The sequence below is a fragment of the Mesorhizobium sp. B2-1-8 genome (assembly GCF_006442545.2).
GTDB lineage: Bacteria > Pseudomonadota > Alphaproteobacteria > Rhizobiales > Rhizobiaceae > Mesorhizobium.
In genome coordinates this window covers 4,714,227-4,736,317 of the sequence record NZ_CP083952.1, presented here as the reverse complement: position 1 = coordinate 4,736,317, position 22,091 = coordinate 4,714,227, and the positions used below count along the sequence as shown (strand labels likewise).

Below are 22,091 nucleotides of genomic sequence, written 5' to 3'. Positions count from 1 at the left end.
CGTCACTGCACAAGACTCACTTTGCTGTTGGCGCTGGAGCTGGAAGCGGCGATGCATTCCGACGCCGCGGCCGTGCCGCCTGAGAGCGTGATCAGTGAGCCGATCATCTGCAGGCATTTGCTTGGATCGGTCAACGAGCCCAGAACACTGGACCCGCCATTCATGATGATCGGGCCGTAAGGGAAATAGAAGGCGCCGGATAGCTGCGCTTTGGAGCCGCCCTCGGCGAAGGTGGCGCCCGCGGTGACCGAGGTCGATGTCGGGCCGATGACCGCGAGCTTGGCCATGGCACCGGTCTGTGGCGCGGTTAGCACGATATTGCTGTAGCCGGCGGCCACGCAGAACACATAGCCGTTGCAGCTTCCAGAGTTCGATTTGGCCTTGCCCGACAGCACCAGCGTCACGTCGGTGCCGCTGACGCTGATCGTCGAGCCGCCGCAACTAGCGCTGCCGCCACCGCTCCCGCCAAGCGCGAAATAACCGTCGATCGTGTAGACGCCGGCGCCGAGCAGGACAGCGCCCGAGGCGATGAAATTGCCTTCGATGTCGTGCTGCGCCGTGGCCGGCACGACAAAGCAACTGCCACCGCCGCCCCCGTTCACATTGCCGATGACCTGGAACACGCCCGAGCTGGTGGCGTCTGCCATGATGGTCGTGGAGCCGCCGCCGAGCGTGATGGCGTCGCCGTTGCCGCCGGGCCCGATCTTGTAGCTGTTCGAGGTGCCGGAGCCTAAGGTGACGAAGGCGCCGCCGGTGTTGTTGAGCCCGCCTGGCAATTCGAACGTGCTTGGCCCGCCGAAGGTGAGTGTGCTGGTGTTGCAGAGGCTGACGCGCGCGATGCCGCCGCAGGCATTGTCGCTGATGCCGAACTTGAAGGTGCCGGCGCCGAAGGTCGTGGTGGCGCCGCCGCCGGTCGTCAGCCCCTTGGCGAAATTGTAGATGCCCGGCCCGAAATTGGTGGTGCCGCTGGTCGTGAGATCGCCGGCGATGTTGTAGACGGTGGTTGCCGCGCCGCTGGTGGCGAAGTTGAGGTTGATGCCGCCGCCAATGGTGATTGTGCCGATATTGACCGTGGTCTTGCTGCCGCAATTCAGCGTCCAGGTCGACGTCGGGGATGCCCAGCTTGCCGTGCAGCCGAGCGCGGTCGCCTGACCTTGGGTGGAGCCCTGGCTCCAGGCGAAGTCGATGTTGGTGCTGTTGGCCGGCGCTGCCGGCGCCGTCGGCTTCGACATCGCCGCGACCGTGCTGAAACGCGCGACAGCCGCGGCAATGGCCGTATTGCCGGCCAGCGGATCGGGCGTCGATTTCTTGGCGATCACCGCGGCCGTGCCGTTCGGGCCGGTGATGCCGTTGCAGGGCTGGCTGGGCGGCGCCGCCGAGTTGTAGTTCACCCCGATCGCCGAAATGGACGTGCCGCAGGGAACGGTCACGGTGTTGTTCGACGACACCGTGCATTTGGCCGCGGTGATGTTGGTGCCACCCGAGAGCGTGATGCCGGTCTTGGTGCCGTCCAGTGCCAGCATGCAGCCGGGGGTCTGCGCCGGGGCGCCGAGTTCGGCGACGGCATTGGCATAGATCTGCAACTGCTGGCGGTCGTTGAGCACGCGCGCCAGAAGCAGTTGTTTCTGGGTGCGGATCGACACCGAGACGGCATTCATGCCGGAAGTCTTGGGAGAGGTGACCAGCGCCGCCTGGACATCGGCGGCCGGGACGCCGTTGAGCGTGGCGACATTGACCGCGGCCGCCGTCATCTGGTCGGTCGATTTCGTCGCATTGTAGGCGAGCGCGCCGGCATAGGCTGCAAGGTCTGCCGTGCGCTGGTTGCCGGCCCGCTCGACCAGCGCGCCGCCATATTCCGTGACGAGCGCCGCCATGCCGATGAGCACCGGCAAGAGCAGCGCTGACATAATGAGGACGTTGCCATCACGGTTACGCACAAACCGGCGGAGTATTTGCATCGATGAAGACCCTGCACGCGCGAGGAGCTCAACTGTGCCGATTAGTAGGCGTGAATGTCTTAAAAATTCTTGTCCGACAAATCGCACAATGATCAGGGGCGTTTGATCAAAGTGCTGATTTAATTGAAGAATTGCACAAAGTTTAGGCAGTTGGTTGGAGCGGCACGGCAGCGTTGCCCATCAAGGGCGGATCGCTAGGCGCTCAAGCCTTCGAATCGAGACAACGAAAAAGGGCGACCTTTCGGCCGCCCTTTCGATAATATTGCGAGGATGGCTGGATTAGAAGTCCATACCGCCACTCAAGCCCGCTTGCGGGCTTGAGCAATGTGAGTTGATGGGCGTGCTTTATGGACTTCTTAGAAGTCCATGCCGCCCATGCCGCCCATGCCGCCGCCGCCCATGCCGCCAGGCATGCCGCCGCCAGCCGAGTCCTTCTTCGGAGCTTCGGCGATCATGGCTTCGGTGGTGACGAGCAGGCCGGCGACCGAGGCCGCGTCCTGGAGGGCCGTGCGCACGACCTTGACCGGATCGACGATACCCATGACGATCATGTCGCCATATTCGCCGGTCTGGGCGTTGTAGCCGAAGGTCGCGCCCTTGTTCTCGAGGATCTTGCCGGCAACGATCGATGCTTCCGCACCGGCGTTGGCCGCGATCTGGCGGGCCGGAGCCTGCAGCGCACGACGAACGATGTTGATGCCGGCAGCCTGGTCGGCATTGGCGCCGGCAGCCTTGATGTTGGCCGAAGCGCGCAGCAGGGCAACGCCACCGCCTGCAACGATGCCTTCTTCCACGGCCGCGCGGGTCGCGTTGAGGGCGTCATCGACGCGGTCCTTCTTTTCCTTGACTTCGACTTCCGTCGCACCGCCGACGCGGATCACGGCAACGCCGCCGGCGAGCTTCGCCAGACGTTCCTGCAGCTTCTCCTTGTCGTAGTCCGAGGTGGTCTCCTCGATCTGCTGCTTGATCTGGGCGACGCGGCCCTGGATCTCTGCCTTCTTGCCCGCGCCGTCGACGATGGTGGTGTTCTCCTTGGAGATCGACACCTTCTTGGCGCGGCCGAGCATGTTGAGGCCGACGTTCTCGAGCTTGATGCCGAGGTCTTCCGAGATGACCTGGCCACCGGTCAGGATGGCGATGTCTTCCAGCATGGCCTTGCGGCGATCACCGAAGCCCGGCGCCTTGACGGCGGCGATCTTCAGGCCGCCACGCAGCTTGTTGACGACCAGCGTGGCCAGGGCCTCGCCTTCGACGTCTTCCGAGATGATGAGCAGCGGCTTCGAGGTCTGCACGACGGCTTCGAGGACCGGCAGCATGGCCTGCAGGTTGGAGAGCTTCTTCTCGTGCAGGAGGATGTAGACGTCCTCCAGTTCGGCAACCATCTTGTCGGCGTTGGTGACGAAGTAGGGCGAGAGGTAGCCGCGGTCGAACTGCATGCCTTCGACGACTTCGAGTTCGGTCTCGGCAGTCTTGGCTTCCTCGACCGTGATGACGCCTTCATTGCCGACCTTCTGCATCGCTTCCGCGATCATCTTGCCGACCGACTCGTCGCCATTGGCCGAGATCGTGCCGACCTGGGCGACTTCCTCGGAGGTCTTGATCTTCTTGGCGGCCTTGCCGAGAGCGGCGACCACTTCGTTGACGGCCAGATCGATGCCGCGCTTCAGGTCCATCGGGTTCATGCCGGCGGCAACCGACTTGTGGCCTTCCTGGACGATCGACTGCGCCAGAACGGTCGCGGTCGTGGTGCCGTCGCCGGCGATGTCGTTGGTCTTCGAAGCAACTTCGCGGACCATCTGCGCGCCCATGTTCTCGAACTTGTCTTCAAGCTCGATTTCCTTGGCGACGGTGACGCCGTCCTTGGTGATGCGCGGGGCGCCGAACGACTTGTCGATGACGACGTTGCGGCCCTTGGGACCGAGCGTGACCTTCACCGCGTCGGCGAGGATGTTGACGCCGCGCAGCATGCGCTCGCGGGCGTCACGGGAGAATTTTACGTCTTTGGCAGCCATGTTTTAGCTCCTGGCAGGGGCTCGGATAGAGCCTGAAAAATTCAAGTTGAAGGTGAGGCCGATGATCAGCCGATGATGCCCATGATGTCGGATTCCTTCATGATCAGAAGGTCTTCGCCATTGAGCTTGACTTCGGTGCCCGACCACTTGCCGAACAGGATGCGGTCGCCGGCCTTGACGTCCAGCGGGACCAGCTTGCCAGCTTCGTCGCGGGCGCCGGAGCCGACGGCGATGATCTCGCCTTCCTGCGGCTTTTCCTTTGCCGTGTCCGGGATGATGATCCCGCCGGCGGTCTTGGATTCGGATTCGACCCGGCGAACGACCACGCGGTCATGAAGCGGGCGGAACTTCGACTTTGCCATTTTTTCTTCCTCGATGAGAACGGTGAGAAACAGTTCCTCCGTCCGGCGGCGCCGGACACATAGTTAGCACTCACCAATGGCGAGTGCTAACGTGGCGCTGAAATAGGCCGACGATCTGCGAGAGTCAAGGCGCGCCACAGGAGGCGGTCGTAGGAAATTTTCATGCGCTGCATCGTCGCGGAGAATGCGGCGGTTACTGGCCGCAAAAGCGAAAGAATTTCGCTAGGTCGTTCAGCGCCTCGGCGACCGCAGTACCAAAAGCGGGCATCGCTCGGCGAGCCCGTAGCTGCCGGTTGGAACAATGCGGACGTTACTGAAGAACGCTTCCGCCTCGCTGATGAGTGCCATGGGCGGCGCAAAACTGTAGATGGCCGGCGAGTTCCGATAGACATCGATAGTGGCGATGACCGGCAATTCCCAGCCCGTACGCGCCGAGAGTTCCTGGCGATCAGGGAACAGTGCATCGAACCTTTCCGCGATCGTCTTTACTGGAATTGCATGGTCGGGAGCGGGGCCCGTCGCGGCCATGGCGACGCGCCACTTGAGCTCGTGGAAAGTGGAGACACCGCCAGAAAGCGCAAGCGCTTGCACCGCTGCCGGATCGTCCGGTGTCTCGGGACGGGCAAAGAGACGCAGGCCCGCGCGCCCGTCAGAATGCAGCACGCTGGCAATCGCCGCGAACAGCGCCTCGCGCACGGCTGAAAAGCCTAGCGCCGACAGACAGCCGTCGCCGATCACCGCATCGACGCTTGCGCGCGAAACCGGTAGGTCGAGCCAGTCGCAGTTGATGGCCTTTCGCGACGCTGTATCACCTGGCCAGATTCCGGCGATCATGTCGGAGGATTCATCGACGGCCATCATGGTCGCGCCGAGCCCGGCGAGTTCCGGCGTCACGCCGAGCAGAACGACATGTGCCTCCGAAAGGTAGAGTTCGCGCTGGTAGGTTTCCACAGCTTCGGCAGGCGGCCGCAGCGGTGGCCCGAGCAACTCCCAGTGCCGTCGAATGGCATTCCAATGGTCGGTCATCCCTGGCCCCAACCAGCATTGTGTTCAGACGCATAATCGAAGACGCTAATGAAACCAAGTGCGGGGGGCACATGACACGCATCGCGGTTATTACGCATGAGTTCGACAGGTTCGAACGCCGGCGTGGCCCGCTGTTGAGCCGCGACAGTCCCTACATGCTCTTTGATCTGCTGGAAGAACTGAAGCGGCGCGGCCATTCCGTCCGCATACTCTCAGGAACGTCGGCGAAGCCCGAAGCAGACATAGCGGTGCTGCATGTCGATGCGACCGTGACGCCGCCCGAATATGTCGAATACGCGCGCGCTTTTCCGTTCTGCCTGAACATCGGGGCAGCCGACATCTCCAAGCGCCTAATCAGCGGCGCCGTCATCGGCAGGGACGACGACTGGCCAGGTCCGGTCATCGTCAAGAGCAATCTCAACAATCTGGGAATGCGGGAACAGTCGCTTAACCGGCGATCGCGACGTGCCGGAAAGCCGGAGCCATTTCCCGGTGCCGAGCTTATCGAGGGCTACCGCGTCTGTACGTCCCTTTCGGATGTTGCGCCTGCGGTGTTCGACCGCGGGGATCTCGTCGTCGAAAAATTCATTCCCGAGCCGGAACCGGACGGCTTTGGCGCCCGCTTCTGGATATTTTGCGGGGAGCGCGAGCGCTGCACCCGCCATGTTTCGTCGCAAAGCCTGGTCAAAGGCGACGACACGATCCGTCGTGAGCCGGTTCCGGTTCCCGAGGAGCTTCGTGCGCTGAGGCGCGAGCTTGGCTTTGACTATGGCAAGTTCGATTTTGTCATGCATGAGGGCAGGGCGGTGCTGCTTGACGCCAATAAGACACCAGGCGGTGCCCGCAATCTTTCCGCCTTTCTCGCCGCCGGCAACGCCAATCTGGCCGACGGTTTCGAAGGCCTCATCCGCCGGGCGAGATAGTCTCCAGCCGGCATTGGTCAGAGGAACAACCGCAACTGGGTGTGGATGATCGAGCGGTAATCCTCGATGGTCCGGCGGCTTTCCGCGTCGCTCTGCGCAAGCGCCAGGCGCACGACGCCGCCGGCGAGCTGGAAGATCAGCACAACCATGCGTTCGAACTGCTCGTGCTTGTCCGGCTCGAGCAAGGCGATGACATGGTCGCAGAACATCTTGGCTTGATGCCGGGTTTCGGCGATGTCGAGATTCTTGAGTGCCTTGTCGGCCTGGATGGCGTTCTGCAGATCCTGGATGGCCGGATCGCCGGCGACACGGCCGAAATAGTCGTCAAGCAGCCGGTCGGCCGCGGCGATGATGTCCCTGGCTTCTCTGACATCGGCGATAATCGCCGCCAATCGCGCCCGGCTGACCTCGGAAAACCGCTCATAGAGCATTGCCAGGATCGCCGATTTGTTGGGGAAGTAATGGTAGACGGTGGCGATCGGTCCGCCCGCCAGCATGCCGACCTCCTTCATGGTGACGGCGTCGATGCCCTTCTCGCCGATCAGCCGCATGGTGGTCGACAGGATAGCGTCGATGCGCTCGCGGCTGCGCTCCTGCTTGGGTCTGCGCCTCGGCTCGGTGGCCGTTCGACTTGCTTGCGTCATGCACCGATCTTTCGCACGGGTTCTCAAATTCCGGTTGACATGAAATATGATCAAGTATCAGTTTCTGAAATGCTGACAGAGTGTCAGCATTTCTGCCGCGCGGCAAGGACGTTGGGAGGGCGCCTTTGACTTCGACAAGCACCAGTCTTCAGGGCGATGGCGACTGGCTGGTTGGCAACCCGACCGGCGGACAGCTTGCATCGGCCTTGTGGATCGGGTCGGTCGGCCTGCTCATCCTCGGCCTGCAGCCGGTCCTGCTCGGCGCGCTCTACACCGAGGGCCATGTCAGTGGCGACGAACTGGCCCTGGTTGCCACCGACGAGATGATCGCCATCGCGATCGGCTCGGCGATCGTCGCGATGCTGCTCTCCGCCCAAAAGATGCGCTGGAAAAGCGCGGTCCTGCTGCTGCTGCTGGCGCTGGCCAATGTCTGGACCGCCTATGCCGCCGGCGCCAACGCGCTGATGGCGGCGCGCGCGTTGGCCGGCCTTGCCGAAGGCGGCCTTGTCGCGATCGCCACGGAACTGATCGCCCGCTCGCGGCGCGCCGAACGCATCGGCGGCTATTTCGTCTCCATGCAGACGCTGGCGCAATGCGCTCTTGCCCTGCTGCTGGCGCTCTATGTCATCCCCGCCGCCGGATCGGCGGGCGGCTTCCTCGTTCTTGCCGTCGTCTGCGTGGTGTCGCTGGTGGTCGCCTTCGCGGTCCCCGCCGACTATGCGGACCTGCCGAAGGACGAGAACCTCGCCAATGTGCTGACGGTACCTTCGGTCACCGCGCTCCTGTCGGTCTTCTGCTACTTCATGTTCTTCGGCGCGGTCTGGGCCTTTCTGGAGCCGCTCGGCGCGCAATTCGGCATCGACGGCCGCACGGTCGGGCTGATCGTCTCGGCCAGCCTCGCGGCGCAGGTTCTGGGCGCGATGACGGCGACCGTGTTCGAGGCGCGCATCGACTATCGCCTCGCCATCGCGGCGATCGGCATCGTCGCATTCGTCGCCTCGCTGGTGCTTGCCAGCGGACCTGGGCTCACGACATTCTGGGTCGCCGCCCTGGTCATGGGTTTTATCCTGCTGTTCATCGTGCCCTACCAGATCCGGCTGGCGATCACCGCCGACGAGACACGCACCGCCGTGCTGCTGGTGCCGGCCGCCCAGCTTTTCGGCCTGGCGATCGGGCCGGTCGCGGCGTCGCTGCTCATCGATGGCAAGGATTTTCGCCCGGTTCCGGAATTCGCCGCCGCAAGCGCTGTCGCCAGCGTGGCGTTGCTCGGTCTGTTTGTCCTCGTGGCGCGTCGTCGCCGGGTTGTCGCGTGAGCACCATGTCGAACAGCTGGAGTAACTGGTCGGGCTTTGTCACCGCCGAGCCGCGCCTGCTTGCCAGCCCCGCCGATGCCGGCGAACTCGGCGATCTCATTCGCTCCGCACCCGGCCCGGTCCGCGTCGTCGGCGCCGGTCACTCCTTCACGCCATTGGTGAAGTCGCAAGGCACCATCCTGTCGCTGGAGAAGCTGGAAGGGCTGGTTTCGCATGACGCGAAAAAACATCGGGCGCGCGTGCGGGCGGGGACGCGGCTTGGTTCGCTCATGCACATCCTGCAAGGCATTGGCCAGGGCCTGCCCAACATGGGCGACATCGACCGCCAGGCGATAGGCGGCGCGCTGGGCACGGCTACCCATGGCTCGGGGCCGACGCTGGGCGCCTATCACACGCAGCTGGAAACGGTGCAGATCGTCGACGGACTTGGCGAGGTCCGCGAATTCAAGCGAGAAGGGGATCAGGAGACGATCCATGCCATCGGCGTCGCGCTCGGTGCCTTCGGTGTGCTCAGCGAAGTGACGCTGAACAACATCGCAACCTACCGGCTGCGCCGCCGCAAATGGGTGCTGCCGATCGGCGATATGCTGCGCGATTTCGAAACGATGATGGCCGCGCACCGGTCGGCTGAATTCTATTACATTCCCTTCTCCGGCTACGCGCAGTTCATCGCCAGCGACTTCAGCACCGAAGCCACCACCACGCGCCCGACCGAGGATGACGAGGGCTCCTTGCGCACGTTGCGCCGCTTGCGCACCGGACTTGCATGGCTGCCGTCGCTGCGCCGCAGGCTGATCCGTGGCGCCGTCGCCAAGGTGCCGGCCGAGGATTATGTGCAGGATTGGCTCAACGTCTATGCCAGCGACCGGCAGACCAGGTTCAACGAAATGGAATTTCACCTTCCCTTCGAGGAGGGGCCGAAGGTGCTGGCCGAGATCATCGATCTGACGGAGAAGCATTTTCCCGAGGTCTATTTCCCGATCGAGGTGCGCAGCGTTGCGTCCGATCGGTTCTGGCTCTCGCCATTTTACGAAAGGCCGACCTGTTCCATCGCCATCCACCACGATGCGGCGAACGATCCGTTGCCCTTCATGCGCGCGGCCGAGCCGATTTTCCGCAGGTATGGCGGCAGGCCGCACTGGGGCAAGATGCACAGCCTGAAAGCGGCCGATCTGAAAAAGCTCTATCCGCGCTGGGACGATGCGATGGCGGTGCGCCGCGACATCGATCCGCAAAACCGCTTCGTCTCGCCCTACATGGTCGACCTGTTCGGCATTGAACGATGAGCGCTTATTTTGCCACGCTTTCGGATGCGCTGAAGCAGGCGGGCATCTTCCAACCTTGCCTGCTGCTCGACCTCGACCGGCTGGATGGCAACATCGCCCTGGTGAAGGAGAGGCTTGATGCCAGCCTTGCCGTACGGTTGGTCGACAAGTCGCTCGCTTGCCTGCCGCTGCTTTCCCACATCGGCAAGGCGCTTGGAACCCACCGCTTCATGACCTTCCATCCGCCGATCAGCGAGGCGGTGCTGAGCGCGTTTCCGGACGCGGATCTCCTCTACGGCAAACCGATGCCGGTCGGCTCGGCAAGGGCCGCGCTTTCCAGAGGCGATGCAGCCTGGTCGCGGGTATGCTGGCTGATCGACACACAGGAGAGGCTGGCTGACTATGGCGCGCTCGCTGACGCACTCGGCGTCGAGCTGCGCATCGCTTTCGAAATCGATGTCGGACTGCATCGCGGCGGCCTCGCCGAACCGGAGGCCTTGTCGCGGGTGCTGAAGGCGCTGCCTGCCCACAGCGGGCTGCGCTGCGAAGGCGTCATGGCCTATGAGGCGCATGCGCCGCACATACCCGGCCTGTTCGGCGGGCCGGCCAAGGCGTTGGCGCAAGCCTCGGAACGGGCCGCCGCTTTCGTGGCGCGCCTCGGCATGAACCAACGCCATATCTTGAATATCGGTGGCAGCAAGACCGCGCTGCTTCATCATGGCGGCACCGCTAACGAAGTGTCGATGGGCTCGGCCTTCGTGCTGCCCGGCGATTTCGACACGCCAGGACTCGGTGGCTTCCAGCCGGCGGCCTTCATCGCGACGCCGATCCTGAAAGTGGTCGAGCCGATGCTGCCCGGCCCGCCGGTGGTCTCGCGTCTGCTGCAGGCGCTCGGCAGGTTTCCGCGCAAGGGCTGCTATCTCTATGGCGGCAAATGGATGGCCGAACCGGTGTTTCCCGAAGGCATGACGACGAACGGCCTGCTTGGCCTGTCCTCGAACCAGCAATTCATGGGCCTGCCCGCCGGGGCCGCCGTCAGGCCCGGCGACCACGCGTTCCTGCGGCCGACGCAGAGCGAAGCCGTGCTGCAGCAGCTCGGACCGATAGCGGTGCTTTCCGGTGGCAGGGTCGTCGACCGCTGGCCGGTGCTGCCGATGGGATAATGGCTGTCGTCTCGGCGTTCGCCATTGGCGCCTGCACCTGCGATGTCGTCGTTCTAGGGTTTGCGCGCGTCGCTTCGCTCCCTGCTCCGCCCTAGAATGACGAAGTTATGAGGCGCCTCGTCGCAACGGATTTATTGACTAAGTCAACTAAATGATTGATCCTGTCCAGGACAGGAGGAATCCCCATGACGATCCACGACCACCCCGGCAAGGAACGCATCGACGCGGTGCGCGCCTTCAACCGCTTCTACACTCGCCAGATCGGTGTGCTCGACGAAGGCTGGCTGAAAAGCACCTTCTCGCTTACCGAGGCGCGGGTGCTCTACGAGCTTGCCCATCGCGACGGGCTCGTCGCCAGCGACCTGGTGCGCGATCTCGGCCTTGACCCCGGCTATGTCAGCCGTTTGCTCAAAAAATTCGAGGAGCGCGGTCTGGTCGAGCGCGAAGCCACCGAGGCGGACGCGCGCCGCGCCTCGATCGCGCTGACGCCGGCGGGCAGGGAAGCCTTCGCGCCGCTCAACCAGGACTCGCACGACCAGGTGCGCGCGCTGCTCGATCGCCTGGCGCCCGTCGACCAGGATCGGCTGGTCAAGGCCATGCGCATCGTTCAGGGCCTGCTCGGCGACAGACCCGAACCCAAGGTGCCTTACATCCTGCGGCCGCTGCAGGTTGGCGACATCGGCTGGGTCACGCGCCGCCAGGGCATGCTCTACGCCCAGGAATATGGTTGGGATGAAACCTACGAGGCGCTGGTCGCCGAAATCCTCGCGGCGTTCGTAAAATCGTACGATCCGAAATGGGAGCGCGGCTGGATCGCCGAACGGGAAGGCGACGTCGTCGGCTCGGTCTTCGTGGTGCGCAAGTCGGATCAGGTGGCCAAGCTGCGGCTGCTCTATGTCGAACCTTCGGCGCGCGGCCTCGGCATCGGCAAGCGCCTGGTCGAGGAATGCATCGGCTTTGCCCGCGCCAGGGGATACAAGACGCTGACCTTATGGACCAACGACATTCTGACCGCGGCCAGGCACATCTATCAGGCGGCCAGTTTCAAGCTGATCGAGGAAGAGCCTCACCATTCCTTCGGCAAGGATCTGGTCGGACAGAATTGGGATCTGGAACTGTAGCGGCGCGTCATGCCTTGACCGGTACCCAGATTTCCAGCCCGCCATTACCGGTGCGGCCATCGAATTCGGGCCCGTGGCGCTCGAATTCCGGCGCGTCGGCGATTTCATGGCCGGAGCCGGGCAGCCAGCTGTTCCAGATCGTGTTGATCGTGCGCCGGATGGTCGAGATGTGCTCACGATGCGTGAAGACGGCGTATTTCTGCGCCGGCACACGCACGCGGTAAAAATCCTTGGGCAGGTCGGAGAAATCCGTCACCTCGACGCCGACGACATAGTCGAAATTGCCGGCGTCGTCGCCGTTGAGGCAGACGCCGTAGAAGACGCCAGGCGCCTCGCCGGGAATGTTGCCGATATAGGGGGCGAAGCGCTGCCACTGCATTGGGATGCCGGCGCTGGACTCGCAACTGTAGCGTTCGCCAAGCCCGGCGATGAGCAAGGGGCGGCTGGTCTCGAAGCGCGGCGGCTCGAGCGTGTGAGAAGTGAACTGTCCATCAGGATAGGCTCCACGAGGTCGAGGTTTCGGGTCGAGCCTTGCGCGCGCACCAGTTCAGGCGTGGTGCCGAACTCATCGCGAAAAGCCCGCGTGAACGCCTCGTGCGAGCCGTAGCCGACATCGAGCGCGACTTGGAGAATGTCACGTGCGCCGCCGGCCAGCTTGCGCGCCGCTTCGCTCAAGCGGCGCGCCCGCATATAGCCCACGACCGACCGTCCCGTGGCCGCGCCGAAGGCGCGCGTCACATGAAAGCGCGAGACGCCGCTGCTTGCCGCGACATCGTCGAGCGTAATGGCCTCCGGCAGGTGGCTCTCGACAAACCATAGCGCCTTCTCGGTCGGGTTCATGTGTTCCTCGCATGTGGCGTTCTCACTCTGGCGCCTCGTTGCCCGGCCAGTTTGATCGAAATTGCGCCTGGCGCAAAATCGAAAGCGGCAACGGCTGTCGGGCGGTGGACGCAAAGTCGACGACAGGCTTGCTCTCTTGTTTGTTCTGTTATAACAAAACGAAGCAACCGCCTTGCCTCGCCTTCGCGCGCGGCCTAGGCTGCGACTCGTGATGGTCCCCGAGCCGAAAGGCGAGGGGTGAAAAGGGAACGCGGTGAGACCCCATGGGGTCGAGGCCGCGGCTGCCCCCGCAACTGTAAGCGGCGAGCAAGATCCGGAACGCCACTGGCCGGCAAGGCTGGGAAGGCAGGATTGCGCGGAGACCCGTGAGCCAGGAGACCTGCCATCGCTGAGTTGACCGGACGGGGTGTGCCGGGAGGAAACGTGGATATCGGTCTTGTCGGCCGGTCGGCCAACATCCTTCCGTCGCCAGTTTTGAAAGTGACGGGAAGTTGGACGGCGCAATCGATCGTATTCACCCCGGCTCCATGCACCAGATCATCGTGTGCACCCTTTGCCGCGACGTGCCGACCGGTGTCAGGTCGGGCGAAGGTTTGTGCGCCGAGTTGTGCTCCCGCCTCGCGGCCCAGCCTGACGTGGCGCATGGTTTCACGGTCGAGGGCGTGGCTTGCATGGCGGGTTGCGCGCGTCCCCTGGCAGTGGCTTTCCAGGCGCCAGGCAAGGCAGCCTATCTCTTCGGGTCGATCGACGCGCAGGCGGACGCTGCCGATCTCGTGCGGTTTGCCAGGCTCTACGCTTCGCTTCCCGATGGCTGGTGCAATTCCGGACAACGTCCGCCGCGCCTGGCCGGCAAGACGCTGGCCCGCATCCCGGGAGCCGGCAAGCTGACGGATGGCACTCGATGACAACGCCGCTTCTCGATGCGCGCGACCTGGGCGCGATGGCGAATGGCCGGCATCTGGTCCATGCCGTCAGCCTGTCGGTGACATCGGGCGACCGCCTCGCCATCATTGGCCCCAACGGCGCCGGCAAGACCACGCTGCTGCGCATGTTGTCCGGCATGCTCAGGCCGAGCTCCGGGGAGGTGAAGCTCGGCGGGCGGCGCCTGGACAGGATTTCCCCCTCCGAGCGAGCCCTGCATATCGCCGTCGTGGGCCAGACAGACCAGCCGGACCCACGGCTGGCGGTGATCGACTATGTCGAACTTGGCCGCGTCCCGCATGCCGGCCTGAGGCGCCGCGGCGAGGAACGCGACATTGTCGTGGACGCGCTGCGCCGGGCCGGCCTGTTGCCGCTGCTCGGCCGGACCATCGGCTCGCTGTCTGGTGGCGAACGCCAGCGCGCCCAGCTTGCGCGCGCCATCGCGCAGGAGCCCAAAATCCTGTTCCTCGACGAGCCGACCAACCACCTCGATCCGCGCGCCCGCGCGCAACTGCTCGAACTGGTGGCCGGCTTCGGCATGACCGTGATCGCGGTGCTGCACGATCTGACCCTGGTGGCACCCTTCGCCACCCGGGTCGCGGTGATGAACGAGGCCCGGCTGCAGGCGCTGGCGCCGCCGCACGAGGCGCTGACGCAGCAGCTGATCCGCGAGATTTTCGGCGTCGACGTGTTTCGCCTGCGCCATCCCACCGAGGACCGCGAACTGACGGTGTTCGACCTTCCGAACCGCGCCGCACCGCCGTCCTGATCAAATCCATCCTTATCCGACACGTTCAACCAAGGAGCAAAGTCCGTGAAACGCCTCGCCTTGTCCCTCGTCGTCTCGCTGCTGGCCTCGACGGCCTTTGCCTTCCCCGTCACCGTCGACAGCTGCGGCAAGCCGCTGACCTTCGACGCGCCGCCGAAGCGCGCCGTCATCCATGATCTCAACATGGCCGAGATGGCCTTCGCGCTGAAGCTGCAGCCATCTATCGTCGGCCTGACCGGTATCACCGGATGGTACAAGGTCGCCCCCGAATTCAAGGCTGAGCAGGGCTCCATTCCCGAACTGGCGCCGAAATATCCGACGCTGGAGAATCTCATCGCCGTCGAGCCCGACTTCTTCTTCGCCGGCTGGTACTACGGCATGAAGCCCGGCGGCGAGGTGACCCCCGACACGCTCGCACCGCACGGCATCAAGACGCTGGTGCTGACCGAAAGCTGCGTCCATCTCGACAAGAGCCGCCCGGCCGCCTCCATGGACCTGCTCTATGGCGACGTCGAAAAGCTGGGCAAGGTCTTCGGCAAGGAGGCGGAAGCGGAAAAGCTTGTCGCCGGCTGGAAGGCGCAACTCGCCGATATCATCGCCAAGGTCGGCAGCGCCAAGGGAACACGCGTGTTCCTGTACGATTCCGGCGAGGACAAGCCGTTTACCGCGGGAAAGTTCGCCATCCCCAGCGCCATGATATCGGCAGCCGGCGGCGACAACATCATGGCCGACATGGATACTAGCTGGGGCAACACGGATTGGGAAACGGTGGCGGCGCGCAATCCGCAATTCCTCATCCTGCTCGATTATCAGGACGGCGGCGGTTACAGGAAACTGCTCGATTTCCTGAAGGCGCACCCGGCGATGAAGGAGACGGACGCGGTCAGGAACGAGCGCTTCGTGGCGCTTCGCTATGCCGAACTGACGCCAGGACCGGCGAACATCGAAGCCATCGGCAAGATCGCCAGGGCGATGCATCCGGAAGCGTTCTGATGGGTCTTGCCCGAGAGCACAAATCCGGCGCGCTTTCAGGGCACAAGGCCTTCACGCTGGCCATGACGGCGGGCGCGGTGGCGCTCGTCGCTCTCGCGCTGCTGTCGATCGCTTACGGCTCGACGCTGATACCTCTAACCGATGTCGTCGCCGCACTTGGCCGTGCCATCGGGCTGGATGAGCCCGGGATATCGGGCCCGGTCGGCAAGATCGTCGTCGACTTGCGGCTGCCGCGCACGATCCTGGCGATCTGTGTCGGCGGCGGGCTGGGTATCGTCGGCGCGCTTTTGCAGACGGTGACCCGCAACGACCTTGCCGACCCTTTCCTGTTCGGCCTGTCGTCGGGGGCCGCTGCCGGCGCGGTTTCCGTCATCACCGTCTTTGGTGACAGCTTCGGCATCTGGACCTTGCCTGTGGCTGCGTTCACCGGCGGCATACTCGCCGCCTCCATCGTGCTTTTGCTGGTGGCGCGGGTGAGGGGGCAAGGTCCCGAACGGCTGATCCTCGCCGGCCTTGCCGTCTCTTTCATGTTCACGGCCTTGACCAACTATCTGGTTTTTGCCGGCGACCAGCGCGCGGCCCATTCGGTGCTGTTCTGGACCATGGGCGGGCTCGGGCTGGCGCGCTGGGACAATGTGTGGCTGGGCGCGGTGGGCGCTGGCACGATCGCGGCTTACGGACTGTGGAACCACCGCAAGCTGGACGCTTTCCTGGCCGGCGAAAGCGCCGCCGAAAGTCTCGGCGTGCCGGTGGCCCGCATGCGCAGGACGACATTTCTCGTGGCGGCTTTCTCGACGGCAATCCTCGTCTCGGTCGCCGGCGTCATCGGCTTTGTCGGATTGATGATCCCGCATCTGTCGCGGCCACTGGCCGGTCCCTTGCATCTGCGCCTGATCGCAAGTTGCGCGGTTTTCGGGGCGATGCTCCTGCTGGCAAGCGATCTTCTGGCCCGGACCTTGCTGCCGCCGCAGGAACTGCCGATCGGCATCATCACCAGCTCGCTCGGCGCGTTCTTCGTCGTCACCATGGTTGTTCGAAACCGCCTTTGAAGACGGCGTCTGCGCGTTTCGCATGAGAGGGGCGTTCACCTGTCGCTAACCAGGATCGCGTTGCAGACCTGCCATGCGCATTTTTCCGGCTTTCGTGGCGATGTGGTATCTTGAATAGTAAGCACGCTTATTATATGTATCGCTCATGGTTTCAGATGGCATCGACAGACTGGGATTTTTGATCCACGACGTGCAGCGCCTGATGCGCAAGCGCTTTGAGGCGCGCGCCAGCGGACTGGGCCTCTCTTCGGCGCAATGGCGGCTTCTGGTCCGCGTTGCCAAGGAGGCGGGCGTTGCACAGGCGCGACTCGCCGAACTGCTCGAAATCGAGCCGATCAGCGTCTCACGCCTGGTCGACCGGATGGAGGAGGGCGGCTGGATCGAACGCCGCTCCGACGCGGCCGACCGGCGCGTACGGATGATCTTCCCAACCGAGAAGGCGAATGCGGCCTATGCGGACGTCAAGAGCCTCGCTGGCGAGGTCTATGAGGAATCGCTCAGCGGCGTTTCGCCGGAAGACCGGCGCGTCCTGATCCGGGCGCTGGATGTAATGGTACAGAATCTGACGGACAGCGAAGCTTCGTCGCTTGAAAAGATCAAGAGTTCGGAAGGTGCGGCAGCATGAACGCGGTAGCCAAGGTAGAAGAAAACGCTCCCAAGGTGGAGATGGAAGCGCCGGCCCAGCCGGCTGCCGCTCCCGTCGCGGTCACTCCTCCCGTGCAGCCGGTCGCGGCGCCGAAGAAGAAGCGCCGCATCGGCCGCTTCTTCCTGATGTTTGCCTTGCCGGCGGCATTGATCATCGGCGGCGGCTATGTCTGGGTGACGGGCGGGCGCTACCAGGAAACGGAAAACGCCAATCTGCAGCAGGCCAAGGTGTCGATCGCCTCTGACACGGCCGGTCGTATCGTTCAGGTCGCCATATCGGATAATCAGACGGTGAAGCAGGGCGATCTCCTGTTCGCCATCGACCCCGAGCCCTACCGGATCGCGCTTGCACAGGCTGACGCCGCGGTGGCTGCCGCGCGCCTCAATGTCGAGCAGCTGCGCGCCGCTTACAGCCAGGCGATGGCGCAGGAGAAATCCGCCAGCAGCGAAGTTGCCTATGCGCAGTCGCAATATGACCGTGCCGCCGATCTCGCGCAGAAGGGCATCAACGCCAAGTCCTCGCTGGATCAGGCCAGGAATGATCTCGACAAGGCAAAACAGCAGCTCGCCGTTGCCGAACAGGGCATCGTCAGCGCCAAGGCGGCGCTCGGCGGCAATCCCGATATCGAGACAGACAAGCATCCGACCGTGATGTCGGCGCTCGCCGCGCGCGACAAGGCTGCCTATGACCTGGCGCAGACCACGGTGAAGGCGCCTGCCGATGGTCTTGTCTATCAAGCCGCGTCCTTCAAGGTCGGCCAGTATGTCGGCTCCGGCACACCGTTGTTTGCGCTGGTCGAAACCGGCGACACCTGGATCGACGCCAATTTCAAGGAAACCCAACTCACCAACATGAAGCCTGGTCAGAAGGCGGAGATCGTGGTCGACACCTATCCGGGCAGGACCTTCGAGGCGACTGTCAAGGCTATCGGTGCCGGCACCGGCGCGGACTTCTCGCTGCTGCCCGCCCAGAACGCCACGGGCAATTGGGTCAAGGTGACCCAGCGCATTCCGGTACGCCTGGAACTGACCGATGCCGACGCCAAGATGGCGCTGCGTACCGGCATGAGCGCTTCGGTTACTGTCGATACGGGCGTGGCGCGTGGCTGGCCGTCGATCTTCGGCCACGCCACGGCCGGCGAGCCCGCGCAGTAAGTCAGCGGAAGCCCGCCGGGACCAGGCGGGTGGAGGCGAGTTACAGGATTGGTCTGATGGGAGCGGTGGGTAGGATCAGTATTTGGGTCGGGCCGCGTGGCTGCCCAAGATCTGAAATCTTCGATACGGACCCGTCGGTCCTCTGGTTTCCGGGCGGCATGCATCCGCTCGTCAGAGACTTTCAGTCGATGTAACCCCCACATCGATAGTCGCGTCCCACCGCGACGAAGGTCTCTCGACGGAAGGCTTTGCCGCCCGGAAACCCGGTGTACACGTTTCTGTTACCTTCTGGAAGTTCTGCGCCATGAGCACGTCCGAACCGTTCAAAGAAGTGCCGCATCGTGGCCTGATCACGGTCGCGCTAATGCTGGCGACCATCATGCAGGCGCTCGACACCACGATCGCCAACGTCGCGCTGCCGACCATGACCGGCGATCTCGGCGCATCGCCCGATAACATCAACTGGGTGCTGACCTCCTACATCGTCGCCGCCGCCATCATGACGCCTGTCACCGGCTGGCTCGCCGACCGTTTCGGCCGCAAGGAACTGTTCCTGACGGCGGTGGTCGGCTTCACCATCTTCTCGATGTTGTGCGGCCTGGCGTGGAGCCTGGAAACGATCGTGCTCTTCCGGCTGATGCAAGGTGTGTTCGGCGCCGCGATCGTGCCGCTGTCGCAGACCTTCCTGCTCGACATCAACCCCAAGGAGCGCCATGGCCAGGCAATGGCCATATGGGGCGCCGGCATCATGCTGGGACCGATCCTCGGCCCCACGCTTGGCGGCTGGCTGACCGAGAATTTCAACTGGCGCTGGGTGTTCTTCATCAACCTGCCGGTCGGCATCCTCGCCTTCCTTGGCATGGCCGCCTATCTGCCGGCCGTTGCCCGGCGGGTGCGCAGCTTCGATTTCTTCGGCTTTGCCATGATATCGCTCGGCGTCGGCGCTCTCCAGCTGATGCTCGATCGCGGTGGCGAGGTCGACTGGTTTTCCTCGATCGAGATCTGGATCGAACTTGGCCTTTCGATCACCGGCTTCTGGGTGTTCATCATTCACACGGTGACATCGGAACATCCCTTCATCGATCCGAAGATTTTCCTCGATCGCAATTTCGTGACCGGGCTGGCGTTCATCTTCGTCATGGGCGTGCTGATCCTGGCCTCGATGTCGCTGCTGCCGCCGATGCTGTCGACCATCTTCGGCTATCCGACCGTCACTATCGGCATCGTGATCGGGCCGCGTGGCGTCGGCACCATGATTTCGATGCTCGTCGTCGGGCGCATCATGGGCAAGATCGATGCCAGGATCCTCGTCGTCATCGGTTTCCTTCTGACCGCGCAGTCGCTCTACACCATGGCCAGCTTCACCCCGCAGATGGACAACTGGCTGATCCTCAGCTCCGGTGTGATCCAGGGCCTGGGCATGGGAATGGTGTTCGTGCCGCTGTCTACGGTTGCCTTCGCCACGCTCGACGCCCGTTACCGCACCGATGCAACCTCGTTGTTCAGCCTGGTGCGCAATCTTGGCTCATCGATCGGCGTATCGGTCGTGACGGTGCTGCTGGTGCGTAACACGCAGGTCAATCACGCCGAGCTCTCAGCCTTCATCAATCCGTTCAATCCCAATCTCTGGGCGGTCTCGCCGGCCGCCGCCGGCGGCGATCCGACGGCGCTGTCGCAGGTCGATCGCATAGTCAATCTCCAGGCGATGATGATCTCCTACGTCGACGACTTCAAAATACTGATGGTGATGACGCTGGTCGCCATCCCGTTTGTGTTCCTGTTGCGCAAGCCGAAAGCCAGTCCGGCCGGCGGCGGCGCGCCCGCCGCCCATATGGACTGATGTAGCGGCTGCTCGTCAGGGGATGTCCGCTGCCTGCCGGCGATATCTCCGCTACCTGCCGAGAACCAGCGACCAGTAGCGCAGGTTGGGATCGCGGCCGTCACGGACATAGGCAAGCCCGAAGCGGCTGAAGTCCGGATCGAGTATGTTGCGCCGGTGTCCCTGCGAATGCATCCAGATGTCGAACAGCTTCTGTTGGTCGAAGCGGCCGGCCGCGATGTTCTCGGCCGCGGCACCGTGTACGCCATTGTCCTTCATCCGCGAGGCGAAATCCTTGCCCCAGCCGGTCGTGTGGCTCATGTTTTCACGCTGCGCCATATAGCCGGCCTGCTGGAGTGCCGCTTGCTCCAACTGTGTATCGGCGACCAATGGACCGAGCCCAGCCGAGGTGCGCAGGCCCGCCAGCGTGCCGGTTGCCGAGGAAGAAACCCCGCCGCCTTGCCCGGTCGGCACCGAGACGGTGCCGCAGGCGGCAAGCCCGAGCAAGGCCGCGAGGCCAGCCGCCTTGAGCCATGTGCGCCTGTTCAAGTTCGCGATCCGGTCGCAATCGATTCTCGAAGTGGTCATGCCGGCCTGAGATAGTCGCGATCATGGCTTTTGCCGGGCAGGGTGATGAAAATCTGAAAGTCGAATGGCGGTTTTCCGCTTATTTCACAAGCGTGACGAGGCGGCTGGCGTACATATCGCGATTTCCGAATACGGCCGTGCAGTCGGTCTTGATGGATGAGTTGCCTGTCATCTGCACGGTCAAGCCAACAAGCCTCAGGCAGTCGCCCTGACCACTCATATCCGAGTTGCCGGCGAACGAAACGGCCGCGTCAGGCGCATAGACGAATCCGCTGATCACGGAATTTGCGCCGCCATTTAGTGTCAAGGCCGATGTGTTCCCGCGGCTCTGGTAGATGGTGATGCCGGCGTAAGGCCCGCTGGTTGGGGGGGAAAGGTTCACCTTTTCATTGGCATTTATATAGATCTGTGCCCCCTCCACGAGGAATATGGTCACGCCCTGGCCGCTCAGGCTGCCGTTACCTCCCGGCTTCAAGGTGACGCCGCGCAAGATGTAGACGCCCGGGTTGAGAGTGATGTTTCCCGACAATGTCTTGTCGCAATAGGTGCCGGGCGATAGCGTGTAGGTTTTTCCGTTCGGCACCTGCATGCAGAACGTGTAAGGGGGAGGGACGATGTCCGCTAGGGGGTCGAAGGACGCATATTGATGTACGAGCGGCGCGCCGCAGGTGAGATTGGCATTGGGCGGTGAAAGCCCGGAAGTGCCGCCGACGGTCGAGACGCAGCCCGCCGAAACCAGCGCGGAACCGCCTCTGCTGACGGCATCGGACGCGTCCGAGTTTGCCGCGATCACGCAGTTGCTCATGGCGACATCGGTCGAGCCTTGCAGGCTTACCGCGGCCGACGCATGCGGATCGAGCGCCAGCACGCAGGCCTGTGAACCCGGGTGCATCTTGACCGTCGCCGACCGGCGAGCTGGCCAGGGGGCCGCGCCATTGATGAAGCTCGGACGGTTGATGCCTGACGAAAGCGAGATGTAATAGGCACTCGAGTCGCCGCTGGCGGTGGCCGAAAAAGCGGAGACGCTGTCTGAATATTCCTGTTGGTCGGCGACGCTCATATTGGCTGCAAAGAATGTCAGACCAAGTCCCTGGACATCGGTCGCGCTCATGCTGGGCAGGTACTTGGTGCCGACGGCAAGCCCAGCCGCGTCCAGCGAGTTCTGCAATTGCGCGGCGTCGTCGCTCGTGCCCGTCAGATCGAGGGTGCCGGCGACGACAGCCATTATCGGCAGCATCGCGACGGCAGTCGCCATGGCAAAATTGCCGCGCTCCGAAGACCAGAAGCCCTTCAATCCGAACATCGCCCCTCGCCAAGATTTATAAAGCTCAGGTGATAAGCCCTGGGTCTCTACGAGTAATTTAAGCAATAACTAAAATGCAGAGATTCTAAGTGAACTCGGTGGTGGACCAAACGAAGGCCGCCCAGCAAGCATAATGAGACGCGGCGACAATCCCGGGAAGATCGGCTATGATGCCAGCGTTCTTGAAGTGGCAGCTACGGGCGGCCACCCTAGGCGGTGACC

At 63.5% G+C, this 22,091-nt stretch carries 19 protein-coding genes, 1 pseudogene and 1 riboswitch; of the genes and pseudogenes, 12 read left to right on the top strand and 8 right to left on the bottom strand.

Annotated features, from left to right (window positions below; translation table 11 throughout):
• Positions 1-2 precede the first annotated feature (2 nt).
• The 4 genes from FJ970_RS23265 to FJ970_RS23250 all read right to left on the bottom strand — a co-directional run bounded on the left by FJ970_RS23265 (position 3) and on the right by FJ970_RS23250 (position 5,358).
• A complete protein-coding gene (locus FJ970_RS23265; RefSeq protein ID WP_227791878.1) occupies positions 3-1,907 on the bottom strand; it encodes a pilus assembly protein TadG-related protein in 1,905 nt (634 codons plus the stop codon).
• 407 nt (positions 1,908-2,314) lie between these two features.
• A complete protein-coding gene (groL, locus tag FJ970_RS23260) occupies positions 2,315-3,970 on the bottom strand; it encodes a chaperonin GroEL (RefSeq protein WP_140755687.1) in 1,656 nt (551 codons plus the stop codon).
• Between the two features lie 65 nt (positions 3,971-4,035).
• The gene (gene groES / locus FJ970_RS23255) at positions 4,036-4,332 is read right to left on the bottom strand and encodes a co-chaperone GroES (RefSeq protein ID WP_006203049.1); all 297 of its coding nucleotides are present in this window, start codon (positions 4,330-4,332) and stop codon (positions 4,036-4,038) included.
• A gap of 231 nt (positions 4,333-4,563) precedes the next feature.
• Positions 4,564-5,358 carry a class I SAM-dependent methyltransferase gene (locus FJ970_RS23250; protein WP_140755685.1) on the bottom strand — a complete coding sequence of 265 codons (795 nt, stop codon included), beginning with the start codon at positions 5,356-5,358 and terminating at the stop codon, positions 4,564-4,566.
• Between the two features lie 71 nt (positions 5,359-5,429).
• On the opposite strand from FJ970_RS23250, the gene FJ970_RS23245 reads away from it, so the two are divergent.
• Positions 5,430-6,281, top strand: coding sequence for a hypothetical protein (locus FJ970_RS23245; RefSeq protein ID WP_140755683.1), 852 nt, complete (start codon positions 5,430-5,432; stop codon positions 6,279-6,281).
• A 17-nt stretch (positions 6,282-6,298) separates the two neighbouring features.
• Here the strand turns inward: FJ970_RS23245 and FJ970_RS23240 are convergent, their stop codons facing one another.
• Positions 6,299-6,925, bottom strand: a complete 627-nt coding sequence (locus FJ970_RS23240; protein WP_140755681.1) for a TetR family transcriptional regulator — start codon at positions 6,923-6,925, stop codon at positions 6,299-6,301.
• A 125-nt stretch (positions 6,926-7,050) separates the two neighbouring features.
• Here FJ970_RS23240 and FJ970_RS23235 point away from each other — a divergent pair, with 125 nt between their 5' ends.
• The 4 genes from FJ970_RS23235 (at position 7,051) to FJ970_RS23220 (ending at position 11,787) form a co-directional block, all read left to right on the top strand.
• Positions 7,051-8,238 (top strand): MFS transporter, encoded by a 1,188-nt coding sequence (locus FJ970_RS23235; RefSeq protein WP_140755679.1) that lies wholly within the window; start codon positions 7,051-7,053, stop codon positions 8,236-8,238.
• A 5-nt stretch (positions 8,239-8,243) separates the two neighbouring features.
• On the top strand, positions 8,244-9,524 hold the full coding sequence (locus tag FJ970_RS23230; RefSeq protein ID WP_140755788.1) for a D-arabinono-1,4-lactone oxidase: 1,281 nt from the start codon (positions 8,244-8,246) through the stop codon (positions 9,522-9,524).
• Positions 9,521-10,666: an alanine racemase gene (locus FJ970_RS23225; RefSeq protein WP_140755677.1), complete on the top strand. Its 1,146-nt coding sequence runs from the start codon at positions 9,521-9,523 to the stop codon at positions 10,664-10,666. Before FJ970_RS23230 ends, FJ970_RS23225 begins: the two co-directional genes overlap by 4 nt.
• A gap of 185 nt (positions 10,667-10,851) precedes the next feature.
• Entirely contained in the window at positions 10,852-11,787 is a 936-nt protein-coding gene (locus FJ970_RS23220; protein WP_140755675.1) for a helix-turn-helix domain-containing GNAT family N-acetyltransferase, read from the top strand.
• Between the two features lie 7 nt (positions 11,788-11,794).
• Here the strand turns inward: FJ970_RS23220 and FJ970_RS23215 are convergent.
• Positions 11,795-12,627: pseudogene (locus FJ970_RS23215) on the bottom strand (AraC family transcriptional regulator).
• 195 nt (positions 12,628-12,822) lie between these two features.
• A riboswitch (cobalamin riboswitch) is annotated at positions 12,823-13,029 on the top strand.
• Between the two features lie 89 nt (positions 13,030-13,118).
• On the opposite strand from FJ970_RS23215, the gene FJ970_RS23210 reads away from it, so the two are divergent.
• The 7 genes from FJ970_RS23210 (at position 13,119) to FJ970_RS23180 (ending at position 19,999) form a co-directional block, all read left to right on the top strand.
• Positions 13,119-13,532 carry a DUF1636 family protein gene (locus FJ970_RS23210; protein WP_227791876.1) on the top strand — a complete coding sequence of 138 codons (414 nt, stop codon included), beginning with the start codon at positions 13,119-13,121 and terminating at the stop codon, positions 13,530-13,532.
• Complete coding sequence (locus FJ970_RS23205) at positions 13,529-14,317, top strand: ABC transporter ATP-binding protein (protein WP_140755673.1); 789 nt, start codon at positions 13,529-13,531, stop codon at positions 14,315-14,317. Before FJ970_RS23210 ends, FJ970_RS23205 begins: the two co-directional genes overlap by 4 nt.
• Before the next feature lie 45 nt (positions 14,318-14,362).
• Positions 14,363-15,310 carry an ABC transporter substrate-binding protein gene (locus tag FJ970_RS23200; protein WP_140755671.1) on the top strand — a complete coding sequence of 316 codons (948 nt, stop codon included), beginning with the start codon at positions 14,363-14,365 and terminating at the stop codon, positions 15,308-15,310.
• Entirely contained in the window at positions 15,310-16,359 is a 1,050-nt protein-coding gene (locus tag FJ970_RS23195) for a FecCD family ABC transporter permease (RefSeq protein ID WP_181178286.1), read from the top strand. Before FJ970_RS23200 ends, FJ970_RS23195 begins: the two co-directional genes overlap by 1 nt.
• A 145-nt stretch (positions 16,360-16,504) precedes the next feature.
• Positions 16,505-16,984 carry a MarR family winged helix-turn-helix transcriptional regulator gene (locus FJ970_RS23190; protein ID WP_140755669.1) on the top strand — a complete coding sequence of 160 codons (480 nt, stop codon included), beginning with the start codon at positions 16,505-16,507 and terminating at the stop codon, positions 16,982-16,984.
• Positions 16,981-18,159: an HlyD family secretion protein gene (locus FJ970_RS23185; RefSeq protein WP_140755667.1), complete on the top strand. Its 1,179-nt coding sequence runs from the start codon at positions 16,981-16,983 to the stop codon at positions 18,157-18,159. Before FJ970_RS23190 ends, FJ970_RS23185 begins: the two co-directional genes overlap by 4 nt.
• A gap of 304 nt (positions 18,160-18,463) precedes the next feature.
• A complete protein-coding gene (locus FJ970_RS23180; protein ID WP_140755665.1) occupies positions 18,464-19,999 on the top strand; it encodes a DHA2 family efflux MFS transporter permease subunit in 1,536 nt (511 codons plus the stop codon).
• A gap of 51 nt (positions 20,000-20,050) precedes the next feature.
• On the opposite strand, the gene FJ970_RS23175 is transcribed toward FJ970_RS23180, so the two are convergent.
• On the bottom strand, positions 20,051-20,566 hold the full coding sequence (locus FJ970_RS23175) for a CAP domain-containing protein (protein WP_140755663.1): 516 nt from the start codon (positions 20,564-20,566) through the stop codon (positions 20,051-20,053).
• Positions 20,567-20,645: 79 nt separating this feature from the next.
• A complete protein-coding gene (locus FJ970_RS23170) occupies positions 20,646-21,869 on the bottom strand; it encodes a TadE/TadG family type IV pilus assembly protein (protein WP_140755661.1) in 1,224 nt (407 codons plus the stop codon).
• Positions 21,870-22,091: the final 222 nt, after the last annotated feature.